Genomic DNA, 15617 nt, shown 5'->3' with positions numbered 1-15617 from the left:
GTCCATGCGTCATGCTCCTCGCCCCCGCTGGTCCACGGCGTTGTTGGTCACCGGTGGAGTCCTCACGGCCGCGTCGCTCGCTGTCGGGGCCGCCGGGCCGCTCCCCGCGGCACACGCCGACACCGGCACGTCGGTCGGCTCCGCCGTGGCCGCGTCCTCGTCGTCCCGTGGTGGCCTGCACTACGTGGCGCTCGGGGACTCGTACGCCTCCGGGTTCGGCGTGGCGCCCTACAGTTCGGGTCCGGCGGCCGGCTGCGCGCAGTCCACGACCGACTACCCGCACCAGGTCGCATCGTCCCTGGGGCTCCGACTCGACGATCGGAGCTGCGCCGGCGCGACGACCGCCAACGTCACGCGGGTGCCGCAGCCGACCGGTGCGGGGAAGGTCACCGCCGCCCCGCAGGTCACTGCACTGTCCGCGAGCTCCGACGTCGTCACGATCTCGATCGGTGGCAACGACCTCGGCTTCACCGACGTGGTCACGAACTGCATCGCGCTCGGCCAGGACGGTCCGCTGTTCTCCGACATCAACGGCGTGAGCTACGACCACTGCAAGGACCACTACTCCCCGGTCGTGCACGGTGTCGAGCGTGACCGTCTCGCCGCACGCATCAAGAACACGGTCGCGCCGCGGCTCGCACAGACGTTCCGGACGATCGCGCAGCGCGCACCACGGGCGAAGGTGTTCGTCGTCGGGTACCCGATGATCGCGCCGGACGCGGCCCAGTCCCCGAAGGGCTGCTTCTCGAGCATCATCGGTGACTCCGGGCTCGAGCCGCCGTTCCCGCAGAACTCGTTCCCGTTCACCAGCACCGACACCGCGTACTTCCACAAGACCGAGGCGGAGCTCGACGGCGCCATCCAGTCAGCGGCGCAGGCTCGTGGGTTCACCTACGTCTCGACCTTCGACGGGTCCGCGGCCCACACCGCGTGCGCCTCGGCCGGCTCGGCCTGGATCTCCGGGCTCACCCTGACGGACCACCCGGACCCGGCGAACAGCACGCAGCTCGGCGAGACGGGCTACGGCCTGCTCTTCGGGTCGCTGCACCCGAACGCCGCCGGTGTCGCGTACCTGCGCGACCAGACCATCGCCGCGATCACGCGGGCGCACGGTCACACGCACGGCTGATCGACCGGACGAGTGAGGCCGGGTCCGACGACGCGCTCTGCGTCGGCGGACCCGGTTCTTCTCGACCGCGGCGTGACGGTGTTCAGCCGCGCTCGGCACGGACCGGGTGCGGCTCGCCGAGCAGTCGCCGGGTCCAGTCAGCCAAGGCCGAGACCGCCCGCCGCGACACCGTGGCGTCGGGCACCATGCTCGTGAAGCCGTGGAAGGCCCCGGGCCACACGTGCAGCTCGGCGTCGACGCCCGCCGCCCAGAGCGCGCTGGCGTAGGCGACCGTCTCGTCGCGGAACACCTCGGCGCTACCGCAGTCGATGTACGTCGGCGGCAGGTCGGCCAGGCAGGTCGCGCGTGCCGGGGCGGCGTACTCGGACACGTCGTCGGTGCCTCGGCGCTCGCCGAGGTAGGCGTCCCAGCCGAACCGGGTCATCTGACGGTCGGCGACCCCGACACCGTCGATCTGCTGCGTCGACACGGTGCGGTCGCGGTCGTCGAGCATCGGCGACACCAGGATCTGGCCGAGGACGGCCGGGCCGCCCCGGTCGCGCATCAGGAGCGCGGTCCCGGCCGCGAGTCCCGCGCCGGCGCTCTGCCCCGCGATGACTATGCGGTCCGGGTCGATGCCGAGTTCGTCGGCGTGCTCGGCGACCCACACCAGGCCGGCGGCGCAGTCCTCGACCGGGTAGGGGTCCGGGTGTTCCGGGGCGAGGCGGTAGTCGACGCTGATGAGGACGACGTCGTGGTCGAGCAGCCAGTCGTCGTAGGAGTCCAGGTTGCCCAGGTGGTGGCCGAACATCATGCCGCCGCCGTGGATCGTGTAGACCCCGGTCGTCGGACCGGTGAGGCCGATGCGCTGGATGACCGCCAGTTCGATCGGGTCGCCGAGGTACCCGGGCACCGTGATGCTCCGACGTTCGAGACCGCGCGCACGCAGTCCGTCGTCGAGCGTCTCGAGGGGGACGTCGAGCTGGCGCATCCGGGGCAGCATCTCGGGCGTGAGGCGGAACGGTCCGCGGGCGGCGAGCGCGTCGAGGAACGGCGCGAACTCGGGGTCGAACGGCGGGCGGGTGATGACGTCAGACATCGGATTCCTCCTGAGCGGTGGTGGTTGCGGGGGTGTTCGCGAGGGTGGTGCGGGCGCGGAGCACGCCAACGACGACCAGGACGGCGGCGACGATCGTGACGGCGACGCCTGCGACCGAGACGGCACCGTCGAACGCCGCGGTCCGGTCCGGTGTCCAGGGCGTCGCACCGAGGCTGCCCGGCACGAGGGCGGCGAGGATTGTGCCGGTCGCAGCGATGCCGACGGCGGTGGCGACCTCGCTCGCGGTGTCGACGAGCGCGGCACCGATCGACGTCCGGTCGGCGGGCAGCCCCTGCAGGACGTTGTTGCCGGCCACGGCGCCGACGACGCGCATGCCGGCCGCGACGAGCACGAGGGCGACCAGGACACCGGGGTAGCCGAGTCGTGCGGTCAGGGCGAACACGGCGAGGCCGACGACGACCGCGGCGGCGCTGAGGCGCGCCGCCCGGTCGAGCCCGACGCGTCGGACGAACGGGCCGACGAAGCGGCCGCTGGCCAGCAGGACGACCACCTGGGGCAGCGTCCCGACCGCGGCGAGCGCCGGGGGCCAGCCCCAGGCGAACTGCAGCTGCAGGGTGACCAGGTACGACAGGGCGGCCATCGCGAGCCCTGCGGCGGCCTTGTAGGCGAGCCCGCTCGAGACCAGCGGTCGGGCGATCAGCTGCAGATCGAGCAGCGGGTGGCGTGCGGTGCGCTCCCGCACGACGAAGCCGGCGGCCACGAGGACGGTCGCCGTTCCGGCACCCCATCCGGCCCAGCCGGCAGCGCCGCTGACGACGAGCGTCGGGGTGACGAGGACGCCGACGATGCTCGCGGTGCCCAGCACCGCTCCGATGACGTCGACCGGGTCGCGGTGCAGGTCCGCCGGGCGGTCGGCGGCGATGCCGGCGCGGATGCCGACGACGGCGACGAGCGCGATCGGCACGTTCGCGACGAGCAGCACCTGCCACGGTGCCACGGCCAGGACGAACCCGCCGATGGTGGGTCCGACGGCGAGGCCGACCAACCCGGCGGTGGAGATCACCGTCAACGCCCGGACGCGCAGGTCCTCGGTGCCGAACAGCCGGAACGCCAGCGCCATCGAGCCGGGGGTCGTCATCGCGGCGGCGACGCCCATCAGCGCCCGGACGACGATGAGCTGCTCCACCGAGGTGACGAACACGGTCGCCAGGCTCGCCACGGCCAGGAGCACCAGGCCGACGAGCATCGTGCGACGACGGCCGACGCGGTCGGCGACCGAACCGAAGAGCAGCATCAGCCCGCCGAAGGCCACCGAGTAGGCACCGGACACCCACTGCAGCGCGGTCGTCGAGGCGGCCAGGTCGCGGGCGATGGTGGGGAGCGCGACGTTGAGGACCGAGTTGTCGAGCATCTCGAACAGGAACACCGCGGACAGGCCGGCGAGTGGCAGCCAGGCGTCGCGGAGCCCAGCGGGTGGCGAGCCGGTCGTGCTCGGCGGGCCGGTTCGTGCTGATGAGGTTCGTCCTGACACGGGCGCACTCCTTCGATGAAGAAGTGGCGACTCCCGTGAGACGCGTACGCGGTTCCGCCTGCCGGAGCAGAGCGGGTTTTTTCCCTCTGCGTCGAACTCTAACCCATACGGTGTCGTCATGGCCATCGCACCCTCGACCGACGGACCGACCACGCACGCGTTCGACCACGTGGTCATCGGCGGCGGGATCCTCGGCGCCGCCACCGCGCGGTCGTTGGCCGCACGCGGCGAGCGCGTCCTGCTGCTCGAACAGCACGACCGCGGACACGTGCACGGCTCCTCGCACGGGGGCAGTCGGATCTTCCGCATGGGCTACCCCGACGCGGACTACGTCGAGCTGACGCTGCGCGCCTGGGACGCCTGGGCCGCGCTCGAGGTCGCGTCCGGCCGGACCCTGCTCGACCACACCGGCGCCGTGGACCACGGACGCCCTGAGGTCGTCGACGCGATCGCCGCCGCTCTCGACGCCGCGGGGATCGCCGCCGAGCGCCTGACCCCGGCCGAGGCCGCTGCCCGGTGGCCCGGCATCGCGTTCGAGGGGCACGTCCTGGCGCACGCGACCGCCGGCCGGATCCGTGCCGCGGACGCCCTGGAGGCCCTGCTCGACCTGGCAGCATCGGCCGGCGCCGACCTGCGCTTCGGGATGCGGGTGACCGAGGTGCACGACGCCGGCGACACGGTGACGCTGACCCTCGGGGACGGCACCACGGTCCGCACCGGCAGTGTCGTCGCGGCCGTCGGTGCCTGGGCGCCCACGCTGGTGGGTGCGTTGCTCGCCGGGCGGGGGGCGAGCCTCCCGGCCATCCGCGTCACCCAGGAGCAGCCCGCGCACTTCCCCAGCCACCTGCCGGACGAGGCGTGGCCGTCGTTCGTGCACCACCCGGCCGACGGCGGCGGGGTCTACGGGCTGCTGACGCCGGGCGAGGGCGTCAAGGTCGGGTTCCACGGCACCGGGCCGGTCGTCGACCCGGACGACCGTGACCGGACGCCCGACGCGGCCGAGGTGGCGCGGCTGCAGGCGTACGTCGAGCGGTTCGTGCCGGGCGTGGACGCGTCGCGGCCGACGCTGATCAGCTGCCTGTACGACAACTCCCCGGACGAGGACTTCGTGCTCGACCGGCGCGGGCCGGTGACCGTCGCGACCGGGTCCTCCGGGCACGGGTTCAAGTTCGCGCCGCTCGTCGGGGAGATGCTGGCGGACCTCGCCACGGGCGGCCAACCACACCCGCGCTTCGCCCTCTGACGCGGGCGCACCCGCCGCACCGCAGGAGCGCCCGGCGCACCGCAGCCGTGCCCGGCCTGTCCCCCGTCTCAGTCCTGCTCGGTCGCCGCGCGCTCGGGGTCGTCCTCGGCGTCCTCGCGGCGGTCCTGGACGAGCTCCTTCGTGCGGAGCAGCCGCAGTGCCGTCACGAGCACCAGCCCGCCGAGCACGTTGAACAGCAGCGTGTACCCGAACCACCCGAGCCACTGGCCGTAGGTGATCGGCGCGCCCGACTGGATCGCGCCGAAGACCAGCAGCGAGTCGAGGATCGAGTGGAACAGCTGCAGGCCGGCGAGCAGGAACCCGCCCGCGACGGCGGCGACGAGCTTCGCCGGGTCCGAGTCGGTGCCCTGCTGCATCCGGGTCATCAGCGTGATGGTGCTGCCGCCGAGGACGGCGAGCACGATGCTCTGCAACCCGAACGGCGCGTCGATGTAGTGCGACGCGGACTCGGCGAGGGTGGCGTGCCACTGCGGGAACGCCTGCACCACCAGCCACATGAAGACCCACCCGCCGGCGAGGTTCGCGAGCAGGGTGCCACCCCAGAGCTTCACGAGCTGCAGGACGGTGCCCTCACGGGCGACGACCGCGGCGACGGGCATCAGGAAGTTCTCGGTGAACAGCTCGCTGTGCGCCAGGTGCAGGGCGATGAAGCCGATGCCGAACGCGAGACCGGCGAGCAGGTGGCTGTCGGTCTCGGTGAGCACGGCGAGGTAGGCCATCACGCCGAGGCCCACCTCGAGGCCGCCGAAGAACCCGGTGATGACGATCGCCCGGGTCGTGCGGTGCAGGCGTTCGGCGCCCTCCTCGATGGTGGCGTCGAAGGACTCGGCGAGCTCGTCCTCCACGGGGGCGTCGGTGGATCCCAGTTCGCGGCGGCGGTCGTCGGTCATCGTCCGGACGGTACTCAGCCCCGCCCGGGCTCCCCGCGGGGTGGGTCCGCGAAACGCAACGAGGGCGTCATCGCACAGCGGTACTCCGTGGTGTGACGCCGCCGGGGTTCCGTTCCGCGGAAGCCAGTAGCGTGTGCAGATGCGCGTCGTCATCGCACCGGACTCGTTCAAGGGCACCGCGTCGGCGGCCGAGATCGCGGACGCCGTCGCCGTCGGTTGGCGGAGCGAACGACCGGACGACGACCTCGTCCTGCTGCCGATGGCGGACGGCGGCGAGGGCACCCTCGACGCCGTCGCCGCCGCGGTACCGGGCAGCGAACGCGTGCCGGTGACCGTGACCGGACCGGACGACCGGCCCGTCGAGACGGCCTGGCTCCGGCTGCCGGACGGCCGCGCTCTGGTCGAGCTGGCGGCGACCAGCGGGCTGACGCTCCTCGATGCCCTGCGTCCCGACACCGCGCACACCACCGGGTTCGGCCAGGCGATCGCCGCAGCCCTCGACGCCGGGGCGGCCGGGCTGCTCCTCGGCATCGGCGGCAGCGCCTCGACCGACGGTGGCGTCGGTGCGCTGCAGGCACTGGGCCTCGCGCTCGGGACGGCGGTGCCGGCGGGCGTGACCGGCGGGGCGGTGCTCGACCACGTGCCTCCCGTCGACACGGGCACGCTCCGGACCCTGCCGCCGCTGGGCGCCGTGGTGCTGACGGACGTGACCTCGCCGCTCCTCGGACCCGACGGCGCTGCCGCCGTGTTCGGCCCGCAGAAGGGCGTGACGCCGGACCGTCTGGCCGTGCACGAGGCGCGGCTCAGCCGCTGGGCCGGGTGCTTCCCGGACGTCGACCCGACCACCCCGGGCGCGGGCGCCGCGGGCGGCACGGGCTTCGGCCTCCTCGCCTGGGGTGCCGTCCTCGCGCGTGGCGCCGCGACCGTCGCGGACGCGATCGGACTGTCCGACGCTGTCACCGGGGCCGACCTCGTGGTCACCGGCGAGGGCTGCTTCGACGCGCAGAGCGCTGCCGGCAAGGCGCCGACGGTGGTCCGGGCGCTCGCCGAGGCGCGCGGGATCCCCACGGCGCTGGTCGCGGGGGTGGTCGAGACGTCGGTCGACGGGTTCACGCTGGCGGCCTCGCTGACGGTCATCGCGACGCAGACGACGGGCGAGCCCGACGACGCCCTGCGGGACCCGGTGCGGTTCGCCCGGATCGCCGGCGCGCGGTTCGCACGGGCGCAGGACGCCTGACGCCGCTCGCGGACAACACGCCACGCACTGCCGGACAGCACGCCACGCGCCTCCGGGCAACCCGAAGGGTGTTCCAGCCGTACCTGTCACGTGTCGCGCAACCGGAGCAGGATCGTTGGCGGGCCGCACCCGGCCCGCCATCCCCACCCCCACGAGGAGACCCTTGCGCACCGTCAACGCGTACGCGGCACCGTCCGCGACCGAACCGCTCGTCAAGACCACCATCGAGCGCCGCGACCTCCTGCCCGGCGACGTCATGATCGACATCGCCTACGCCGGCATCTGCCACTCCGACATCCACACCGTCCGCGGCGAGTGGGGCCCCATCCAGTACCCGCAGGTCGTCGGCCACGAGATCGTCGGCCACGTCACCGAGGTCGGCGCGGACGTCACCAAGTACGCCGTCGGCGACCTGGTCGGCGTCGGCTGCATGGTCAACTCCTGTGGCGAGTGCGAGCAGTGCCTCGCCGGCCAGGAGCAGTACTGCCTGAAGGGCAACATCGGCACCTACGCCAGCGTCGACCCCGCCGACGGCACGATCACGCAGGGCGGCTACTCGCAGGCCGTCGTCGTGGACCAGGACTTCGTCCTCCGCGTCCCCGAGTCGCTCGACATCGAGAAGGTCGCCCCGCTGCTCTGCGCCGGCATCACGCTGTACTCGCCGCTGCACCACTGGAAGGCCGGCCCCGGCATGCAGGTCGCGATCGTCGGCCTCGGCGGCCTCGGTCACATGGGCGTCAAGATCGCCGCGGCGCTCGGCGCCGAGGTCACCGTCCTGTCGCAGACCACCTCGAAGCAGGAGGACTCGCTCCGCTTCGGCGCGAAGGCCCACTACGCGACGAAGGACGCCGAGACGTTCGAGAAGCTCGCGAACTCGTTCGACCTGATCATCAACACGGTGTCGGCCAAGGTCGACATGGGTGCGTACCTCAACCTGCTCAAGGTCGACGGCACGATGGTCAACGTCGGTGCGCCGTCCGAGCCCCTCGAGGTCCCGGCCTTCGCCCTGATCCCGGGCCGCCGCAGCTGGGCGGGTTCCGCGATCGGCGGCATCCAGGAGACCCAGGAGATGCTCGACTTCTGCGCCGAGCACGGCATCCTGCCGGAGACCGAGCTCATCAGCGCCGACCAGGTGAACGAGGCCTACGAGCGCGTCCTCGCCTCGGACGTCCGCTACCGCTTCGTCATCGACGCCGCGACGCTCGCGTAACGACCTGCGCGCTCGACGTCACGCACGTCGACCCGCCGGTCCACACCGCGAACGGGAGGCCCGTCACCAGCTGGTGGCGGGCCTCCCGTCGTGTGGTCCACGCGTCCGGATCCGCTGTCCCCCGATCCGGCGGTGAACCTGGCTGGGACCTCAACATCTCGCGGGCACGGTCCGCAGAGCGCCGTCCCGGCGCCCGCGCCCCGGGGACGGGTCGCGGACGAGCCGGGATCGAGGAATGGTGGAGCCATGACGAATCCGGAGACCTCGGCGCCCAACGCCATCGTCGCCGTGTCGGGCACCGACACCGGCGGCGCGGTCCAGGACCTCGCCGGGATGTACGCCGGCCGGGCCTGGTACTCCTCCCCCGTCGACCACGACTACTGGTACAAGTACGTCGGAGTCGGCGACGAACGCATGAGCATCCGCCGGTCGCAGATGCACGGGTACCTGCGCGGCGACGTCGCCGTCGAGAACGAGGTCGTCGTGCAGTGGCTCGACGCCGGCCGCGCCCGGGTCGACGTCGGGCGCGAGGAGGTCCGCATGGAGCCCGGCGTCCCGACGCTGTTCCCGATCGAGCGACGCTTCGAGATGGAGTACGAGAACTGGGACCAACGGCTCGTGCACCTGGACCGCGAGCTGGTGCTCGACGTGGCCCGTGAGCAGTACATCGTCGACGGCACGCTCGGCTTCGACCGCTCGACCCCGCCGACCGCGGCCGCCGTGCACGCGTGGCGCGGCTCCGTCGCCGGGGCCGTCCAGTCCCTCCGCACCGCGGGCCGGCAGTCGCTCGCGTGGCACGAGGCGCAGCGCGACGTCGTGCGTTCGCTCTTCGGGCTGTACCGGCTGCAGGCCGAGGTGCAGCCCGAGGGCTACGGCGAGCGCCGCAACACACGCGTCCGCAAGGCCGTCGAGTTCCTGCACGAGCACGCCGGGGAGCCGTTGACCGTGACGGACATCGCCCAGGCAGCGGACCTCAGTGTCCGGGCGCTGCAGGAGTCGTTCCAGCGGACGCTCGACCGCACGCCGATGAACTACCTGCGCGAGGTCCGGCTGCGCCAGGTGCGTGCCGACCTGCTCGCGGCGGAGCCGGGGACCGCGTCGGTGGCGGAGATCGCCTCGCGCTGGGGCTTCTCGCACATGGGGCGGTTCTCGGGCGAGTACCTGCGGCGCTTCGGCGAGTACCCGCGGCGGACCCTCCGCCAGTAGCCGCGACGGCCCGGCGGCGGCGGCTCGGCCGCGCGGCGCCGGCCGCGCTCAGCCGACCTCGTCGCCCGTCGGCAGCGCCGTGCACCAGTCGATCGCCGTGCCGGCCAGGGACGCTTCGAGCGCCCCCGACGTGGCGTCGACGACCGTGACGAGCGCGCCGTCCGCAGAACGGGTCGCCAGGGCGACGAACTGCCCGTTCGGCGAGGGGCAGACCGCGGTCACGCTCGCGTCGTCGGGGATGGTCACCGCCAGCCGGGAGGCCCGTGCCCCGTCCACCCGCACGATGCGGGCCGCCAGGGTGCCGTCCGTACGGGTCGACCCGACCAGTCGCAGGTAGCGCCCCTCGGCGAGCGGGGCGATGCGACCGAGGTACGGCTGGTCGGTGCTCGCCGCCGGTGTGGGCAGCGCGGTGCGTCGGCCGTTCGTCAGGTCCAGCTGCACGATGCCCGTGCCGGTCTCGACGACGGCGGTCGTGCCGGAGCCGACGAAGCCGTGCAGGTAGGTCGCGGACCCGAGCCGCACGGGGGCGTTCCGGCCGCCCATGTCGACGAGCACCAGGTCGTCGGTGCCGGTCCGGACCAGGGCGCTCTCGGTGCGCGGCACGTAGGCCCACTGGGCGACCGACAGCGGGGTCGCGCCGATCGCGGGCTTGCCGTCCGCCCCGACCGGTTCGGGCTGGTGTGTGCCCGTCAGGTCGACGTCGTACAGGCCGACGTCCTCGGACCGGCCGGACGAGGTGTCGGCGTAGACGAACCCGAACGAGGCCCCGTCGTCGGCCGCGTGCAGGGCCTTCGCGGTGCCGACCGGGCTCGGCATCGACAGCCGTTCGACCGGGACCGACGGGTCCTGCACCCCGCCGGCGAGCGGCACGATGTCGATCGCCGAGTGCCCGGACGAGTCGTTCCGGAGCACGACCAGGGAGCGGGCGAGGACCGCGTACTCGGCGATGCCCGCCGCCCGGTAGACGGTGCGGATGCCGGCGGCACCGAGGTCCCGGCGGACGATCCGGTCGGCGCCGCCGTTCCGCCCCGGCACCACGGCGAGGACGTCGGTGCTGCCGGTCCGGATCGTGGTGCGCAACTGCGACGCCGCCGCCTGTCCCGGGGCGCGGACGCCGCGGATGCTCAGCGTGTAGTCGCGGTCGTAGTCGAGCGGGCCGGCGAACTCGACGGCGACGGTGTTGCCGCTCGAGGTGACCGAGAACGCCGCCGCGGGGCTGACCCGGACCGCCGACGCCGGGACGCGCTGCACGGCCTGGTTCGCGGTGAGGATCACGCGCTGCGCGGGCCGGGTGACCAGGTCGCTGGCGTCGTACGACACCGACCGCAGCCGAGGCCCCTGCTGCGACCCGGCGACGGCGGCGAGCGCGGCGACCACGGCCAGCACGACCACGACGGCCGTGAACCGGCGGCGGAAGCGGTGGGTGACCGGACGTCGGGGACGGACGGCGCCGACGTCGGTGTCAGTGTGGGTGTCGGTGTCAGTACTCATACGGGTCCGAGGGCTGGTTGACCCGGGTGACGGTCGCCGCGCGGATCACGAGCCGCGCGTCCGAGGCGGTGTCCGGGTTCGCGGCGAGGGCACCCTCGACCCGGACCCACTGGTTCTCCGTCGGCAGCGTGCCGTCAGTCGTCACGCCGATGCCGACCGGCTGGGCGTCGACCGCGCAGCAGCTGACGACGAAGCGGGTCAGGGTGAACGAGCCGTCCGACGCGGGCACCACGAACCCGGTGAGGGTGAGCTTGCGGCCGACGAGCGCCGTCGTGTCGGTGCTCTGCCGGATGAGCGCTGCCCAGTCCTTCACGCCGTAGCCGGACGTGTCGACCGACTCGCTGCCGAGGAGCGACACCGGTGCCCCGGCGCCCGTCGCGTCGGACAGCGAGGCGGACCCGACGCTCCGCTGCTGCGCGGTCCGGGCGGACAGGGTCGTCGGGGGCAGGACGAGCATCGCGACGACGGTGCCGATCGTGACGAGCGCTGCGACAGAGCCGAGGACGACGTGCAGGAGGCGACCACCGCCTCCCGGCCGGGGTTCCGGGTCCCCGTCGTGGGCGTGGCTGCCGTGGCGGGCGACCACGACGAGTCCGGCGACCGAGGCGGGCACCGCGACGGCGGCGAGCACCAGCGTGAAGACGGCGTAGCGGGGGTTGATGTAGAGGTCGAGGTGGTCGGCGAGGCCCAGCCAGAGGGTGCCGAGGGCGACGGCCAGGACGGACCCGAGCCCGAGCAGGGCACGGCGCACCGCGGTGCGGTCGGCCCGGCTGACGGCTCTCGCCGACCCGTGCTCGTGCTCGTGCTCGTGCTCGACCGGGTGCTGCTCAGACGAAGACATTCATCACCAATCCGACGGTCGCGGCGAACAGGACGCAGACGACCGCGAGCAGCACCAGGAAGCGGGCGCGGAACGTCGTGCGGAGCAGGGCGATCATCTTGACGTCGATGATCGGCCCGATGATCAGGAACGCGGTGATCGAGCCGGGCAGGAACGTCGACGCGAAGGACAGCGCGAAGAAGGCGTCCACGTTCGAGCAGAGCGACACCGTCATCGCCAGCAGCATCATCGCGACGACCGACAGCACCGGGTTCGACCCCACCGCGACCAGGGCACTCCGCGGCACCGCGACCTGGATCGCGGCGGCCAGCCCGGCGCCGACGAACAGGGCCGGCATCATCGTCGCGGTCTCGCCGCCGAAGTGCGACGCGCTCTCGCGCCACTTGTCACGCACCGGCGGGGCGCCGACGGCTGCGCGGCAGCGGGCCTCGAACGCGGGGAGGAGCAGGTCCGCCGGACGGCGGTGCGCGTCGACGATCCAGCCGACCAGGTTCGCGACGACGAAGCCGCCGAGGATCCGGGCGGGCAGGATCCACCCGGACCAGCCGAAGGCCTGCGCGGTGCTGATGATGACGAGCGGGTTGAGGATCGGTGCGGCGACGAGGAACGTGACCGCCTCGGCCGGGGTGAACCCGCGGAGCATGAGGCCGCGGGCGAGCGGGACGTTGCCGCACTCGCAGACCGGGAACAGCATGCCGATGAGCGAGATGACCGCGCGCCGGGGCAGCGGCCGGGTCGGCAGGATGCGCTCGAGGACCCCGTGCGGCACCCAGACCTCGACGACGATCGACAGCACGATGCCCAGGACCACGAAGGGCAGCGACTCGACGACGACGCTGATCGCGAGCGTCAGGAAGTCCTGCACCACGTCGGGCAGGCCGGCAGTCCCGACGGCCGGCGAGAGCACGCGGACAGCGAGGAGCGCCACGACGGCGGCGAGGACCAGACCGGGGCCGGTCAGGCTGCGCGGGCGCGTCGTGACGGGGCGGGCGGGGGTGCTCGTCACCGGGACAGGATAGAGGCCGTCCGGGGCGTCGGCCTGGAGGCTCCTCCCAGGCCCGGTAGACCGCTGCGGCCCCGGCCCTGGTCGGCACTGGCCAGCATTGGCCGGGTCGCCGTGTGTCAGGCCCGAGCGACCCCGTCGACGTGTCGCTCGAGGACGTCGATCGCCCAGTCCCCCGATTCCCCGGGGGCCAGCCGGGCGACGTGCATCGCGAGCCCGTCGAGCAGGGCGTGCAGCCGGCAGGCCTCGTACTCGAGGTCGGCGCCCGGGACCCCGAGCACCTCGAGGACCCGCTCGCACCAGCGACGCATCTCGACGACGACCCGGTCGAGCGTCGGACGGAGCTCGGCGTCCGTCAGTGCGGCGTTGCCGAGGGCCAGGTAGACGTCGAGCTCGACCACGCGCTCGTCGTCGAGGGGCAGCAGTTCGACCAGGACCGCCCGCGCCCACTGCCGTGTCGGCAGGTCTGCGGGGATGGCCTCGATGCGCTCCCGGGTCCGGTCGAACACCGAGGCGATGGCGTGTTCACGGACGCTCGCCTGGGTCGGGAAGGCGTAGCGGACGGTGCTCGGGGGCAGCCCGGCCTCGGCGGCGACGTTCCGGACGGACAGGGCACCGAGGCCGTCGCGGGCGAGGACCTGACAGGCCGCCGCGGACACGGTACGGCGGCGTTCCTCGAGGTCGATGCTGCGCGCCATCCGGCAATTGTCGCACGGTCGTACGAGTTCATGCTAGAACTGGTCTCCGTGAAGTCGCACAGTCGTACGACTTCGGATCGGAGGAACACCATGGCATGGGTCATCCTGGTGCTGTCCGGCGTGCTCGAAGCCGTCTGGGCCACCGCACTCGGAGCGTCGAACGGGTTCAAGCGGGTGGTGCCGACGATCGTCTTCGTCGCCGGCATGGCCTTGAGCATGGTCGGGCTCGCGTTCGCGATGCAGGAGATCCCGGTCGGCACCGCCTACGCCGTCTGGGTCGGGATCGGTGCCTCGTTGACCGTCGTCGTCGCGGTCCTGCGGCGGCAGGAGGCCGCGTCCCTCGCCCGCCTCGGCCTGGTCCTCGGGCTGGTCGCGTGCGTCGTCGGCCTCAAGGTGGTCAGCTGATGGCCTGGGTCGTGCTGTTCGTCAGCGCCGCGTTCGAGACCGTCTGGGCCACCGCCCTCGGGGCCAGCGACGGGTTCACCCGCCCGGGGCCGACACTCGTGTTCGCCGTCACCATCGTGCTGAGCCTCGGCGCGTTCGGGTACGTGCTCAAGCACATCCCGATCAGCACCGCCTACGCCGTCTGGACCGGCACCGGCGCCGCACTCACCGTGCTCTGGGGCATGGCGACGGGGGCGGAGCCGGTCACGCTCCTCCGTCTGCTGTTCATCGCGGGCATCGTCGGCTGCGTCGTCGGCCTGAAGCTGGTGCCCGCGCGCCCGGCGGCCCCGCGCGCCCCGCGCGCCGCTGGCCGAGGCTCGGCACGGCGGACACATTCGCCCGACCGCGAGACGGATCCCGTCCGTCAGGGGGTCACGCGGCCGGTCAGACCGACGCGCCGGTCCACTCGTCGACCGCGGCCACGTGGTCGACACCGGCCGTGCCGGCCGCGTGCGCGGCGGCGACGCGCTCCAGGTGCGTCGGCGGGTTCGACGGCACGTGCGCGGGCCGGTCGGACTCGTTGATGCGGCGGAGCTCCGGCACGATGTCCTCGGCCAGGATGTCGATCTGCTCCAGGACCGTCTTGAGGGGCAGTCCCGCGTGGTCGATGAGGAACAGCTGGCGCTGGTAGTGCCCGACGTGGTCCTTCATCGCGGCGTAGCGGTCGATGACCTGCTGCGGCGACCCGACGGTGAGCGGGGTCTGGGTGGTGAAGTCCTCCATCGACGGGCCGTGGCCGTAGACCGGGGCGTTGTCGAAGTACGGACGGAACTCGTCGACGGCGTCCTGCGAGTTCTTCCGCGCGAAGAACTGCCCGCCCAGGCCGACGATCGCCTGGTCGCCGCGTCCGTGGCCGTGGTGCTCGTAGCGCTGCCGGTAGAGGCCGACCATCTGCTCGGTGTGCTGGATCGGCCAGAAGATGTTGTTGTGGAAGAAGCCGTCGCCGTAGTACGCGGCCTGCTCGGCGATCTCGGGCGTGCGGATCGAGCCGTGCCAAACGAACGGGGCGACGCCGTCGAGGGGGCGCGGGGTCGAGGTGAAGCCCTGCAACGGCGTGCGGAACTGCCCCTGCCAGTTGACGACCTCGTTCTCCCAGAGCTGGCGGATCAGCGCGTAGTTCTCGACCGCCAGGTTCAGGCCCTGCCGGATGTCCTTGCCGAACCACGGGTAGACCGGGCCGGTGTTGCCGCGGCCCATCATCAGGTCCATGCGTCCGTCGGAGATGACCTGGAGCATCGCGTACTCCTCGGCGATCCGCACCGGGTCGTTCGTGGTGACCAGGGTCGTCGATGTCGAGAGGGTGATGTCCCTCGTGACGCCGGCCAGGTAGCCGAGCATCGTGGTCGGGCTCGAGGCGACGAACGGCGGGTTGTGGTGCTCGCCGGTGGCGAAGACGTCGAGGCCGGCCTGGTCGGCGTGCTGCGCGATCGTCAGGATGTCCCGGACGCGCTGGGTGTCGTCCGGCGTGGTCCCGGTGGTGGGGTCGGTCGTGACGTCACTGACCGTGAAGATCCCGAACTGCATGATGTGCCGCCTCGTCTGTCGCTGGCTCGTTCCGGTTCCATGCGTTTGCATCGAACTGACGAGTACAACGTAGCGCAGGCCGGGGCATTCCCGCCACCGGTGCTGTCGTC

General features: G+C 72.8%; 14 protein-coding genes and 1 pseudogene. 7 read left to right on the top strand and 8 right to left on the bottom strand.

The genetic code is table 11. The features are described from left to right. The first annotated feature begins 4 nt into the window (after positions 1 to 4). Positions 5 to 1129: an SGNH/GDSL hydrolase family protein gene (locus SOM35_RS15830; protein WP_320516120.1), complete on the top strand. Its 1125-nt coding sequence runs from the start codon at positions 5 to 7 to the stop codon at positions 1127 to 1129. Positions 1130 to 1211: 82 nt separating this feature from the next. On the opposite strand, the gene SOM35_RS15825 is transcribed toward SOM35_RS15830, so the two are convergent. Next, positions 1212 to 2207: an alpha/beta hydrolase gene (locus tag SOM35_RS15825; RefSeq protein ID WP_320516119.1), complete on the bottom strand. Its 996-nt coding sequence runs from the start codon at positions 2205 to 2207 to the stop codon at positions 1212 to 1214. Continuing rightward, entirely contained in the window at positions 2200 to 3699 is a 1500-nt protein-coding gene (locus tag SOM35_RS15820; protein ID WP_320516118.1) for an MFS transporter, read from the bottom strand. The genes SOM35_RS15825 and SOM35_RS15820 overlap by 8 nt, the downstream gene beginning before the upstream one ends. A 118-nt stretch (positions 3700 to 3817) precedes the next feature. On the opposite strand from SOM35_RS15820, the gene SOM35_RS15815 reads away from it, so the two are divergent. Continuing rightward, positions 3818 to 4942 carry an FAD-dependent oxidoreductase gene (locus tag SOM35_RS15815; protein WP_320516117.1) on the top strand — a complete coding sequence of 375 codons (1125 nt, stop codon included), beginning with the start codon at positions 3818 to 3820 and terminating at the stop codon, positions 4940 to 4942. Positions 4943 to 5010: 68 nt separating this feature from the next. Here SOM35_RS15815 and SOM35_RS15810 read toward each other — a convergent pair whose 3' ends face one another. Further along, positions 5011 to 5853 (bottom strand): formate/nitrite transporter family protein, encoded by an 843-nt coding sequence (locus tag SOM35_RS15810; protein WP_221850393.1) that lies wholly within the window; start codon positions 5851 to 5853, stop codon positions 5011 to 5013. A 139-nt stretch (positions 5854 to 5992) separates the two neighbouring features. Here SOM35_RS15810 and SOM35_RS15805 point away from each other — a divergent pair, with 139 nt between their 5' ends. From SOM35_RS15805 to SOM35_RS15795, 3 genes are all read left to right on the top strand, one after another. Then, complete coding sequence (locus SOM35_RS15805; protein ID WP_320516116.1) at positions 5993 to 7090, top strand: glycerate kinase; 1098 nt, start codon at positions 5993 to 5995, stop codon at positions 7088 to 7090. A gap of 163 nt (positions 7091 to 7253) precedes the next feature. After that, entirely contained in the window at positions 7254 to 8300 is a 1047-nt protein-coding gene (locus tag SOM35_RS15800; protein ID WP_111076025.1) for an NAD(P)-dependent alcohol dehydrogenase, read from the top strand. 246 nt (positions 8301 to 8546) lie between these two features. After that, positions 8547 to 9506 (top strand): helix-turn-helix transcriptional regulator, encoded by a 960-nt coding sequence (locus tag SOM35_RS15795; protein WP_320516115.1) that lies wholly within the window; start codon positions 8547 to 8549, stop codon positions 9504 to 9506. Positions 9507 to 9554: 48 nt separating this feature from the next. Here the strand turns inward: SOM35_RS15795 and SOM35_RS15790 are convergent, their stop codons facing one another. From SOM35_RS15790 to SOM35_RS15775, 4 genes are all read right to left on the bottom strand, one after another. Continuing rightward, on the bottom strand, positions 9555 to 10997 hold the full coding sequence (locus SOM35_RS15790) for a hypothetical protein (protein WP_320516114.1): 1443 nt from the start codon (positions 10995 to 10997) through the stop codon (positions 9555 to 9557). Next, complete coding sequence (locus tag SOM35_RS15785; protein ID WP_320516113.1) at positions 10987 to 11838, bottom strand: TIGR03943 family putative permease subunit; 852 nt, start codon at positions 11836 to 11838, stop codon at positions 10987 to 10989. Before SOM35_RS15785 ends, SOM35_RS15790 begins: the two co-directional genes overlap by 11 nt. Continuing rightward, positions 11825 to 12844 (bottom strand): permease, encoded by a 1020-nt coding sequence (locus SOM35_RS15780; RefSeq protein WP_320516112.1) that lies wholly within the window; start codon positions 12842 to 12844, stop codon positions 11825 to 11827. Before SOM35_RS15780 ends, SOM35_RS15785 begins: the two co-directional genes overlap by 14 nt. A gap of 116 nt (positions 12845 to 12960) precedes the next feature. Continuing rightward, the gene (locus tag SOM35_RS15775; protein WP_320516111.1) at positions 12961 to 13539 is read right to left on the bottom strand and encodes a TetR/AcrR family transcriptional regulator; all 579 of its coding nucleotides are present in this window, start codon (positions 13537 to 13539) and stop codon (positions 12961 to 12963) included. 90 nt (positions 13540 to 13629) lie between these two features. On the opposite strand from SOM35_RS15775, the gene SOM35_RS15770 reads away from it, so the two are divergent. After that, positions 13630 to 13944: a DMT family transporter gene (locus SOM35_RS15770; protein WP_320516110.1), complete on the top strand. Its 315-nt coding sequence runs from the start codon at positions 13630 to 13632 to the stop codon at positions 13942 to 13944. Beyond that, positions 13944 to 14156 (top strand): annotated as a pseudogene (locus SOM35_RS15765) (DMT family transporter); the annotation flags it as partial. The gene SOM35_RS15770 and the pseudogene SOM35_RS15765, both read left to right, overlap by 1 nt. Before the next feature lie 211 nt (positions 14157 to 14367). Here SOM35_RS15765 and SOM35_RS15760 read toward each other — a convergent pair. Then, positions 14368 to 15507, bottom strand: a complete 1140-nt coding sequence (locus SOM35_RS15760) for a CE1758 family FMN-dependent luciferase-like monooxygenase (protein WP_320516109.1) — start codon at positions 15505 to 15507, stop codon at positions 14368 to 14370. Between the last annotated feature and the right edge of the window lie 110 nt (positions 15508 to 15617).

This window comes from Curtobacterium sp. CFBP9011 (assembly GCF_034045095.1).
Classification (GTDB): Bacteria; Actinomycetota; Actinomycetes; order Actinomycetales; family Microbacteriaceae; genus Curtobacterium.
Note: the sequence above shows the minus strand (reverse complement) of the source record. Positions and strands in the feature narration are given on the sequence as shown.